Origin of the sequence: Stenotrophomonas sp. 3diitr2024, assembly GCF_042136455.1 — a bacterium.
GTDB lineage: Bacteria > Pseudomonadota > Gammaproteobacteria > Xanthomonadales > Xanthomonadaceae > Stenotrophomonas > Stenotrophomonas sepilia.
Window position 1 is genome coordinate 1 of sequence record NZ_JBHHMJ010000158.1, and the last position, 306, is coordinate 306.

Here is a 306-nt window from a genome sequence, read left to right on the forward strand (position 1 = left end):
GCTCTCTTCAACCGGCCTGCAGCCAGGACGCTGGGGAAGCGGAGAAAGCCAGCGATTGCTGGTGCGCGTGCGGCCTTGATTTCCATCCACGCATGGCGTGGATCTACCAGGACCCGCCTTGGCCGCCACCGCGCCAACCAGCTCCCAAACAAACGGCCCGCCGGTCAGGCGGGCCTTTCATCTCCACGCACCCTCAGCTGCGTGGCGGGGGCATCAAGGACGTGATCCTGCCGGGCGAGATGAAGGAGATTCTCAACGGCGTGGTGCTGGCCGAGAAGCAGGCCCAGGCCAGCGTGATCCGCCGCC

The 306-nt window shown here is 66.7% G+C and carries 1 pseudogene; it reads left to right on the top strand.

From position 1 onward, the window contains the following. Positions 1–92 precede the first annotated feature (92 nt). Positions 93–306 (top strand): annotated as a pseudogene (locus ABGA94_RS03900) (hypothetical protein); the annotation flags it as partial.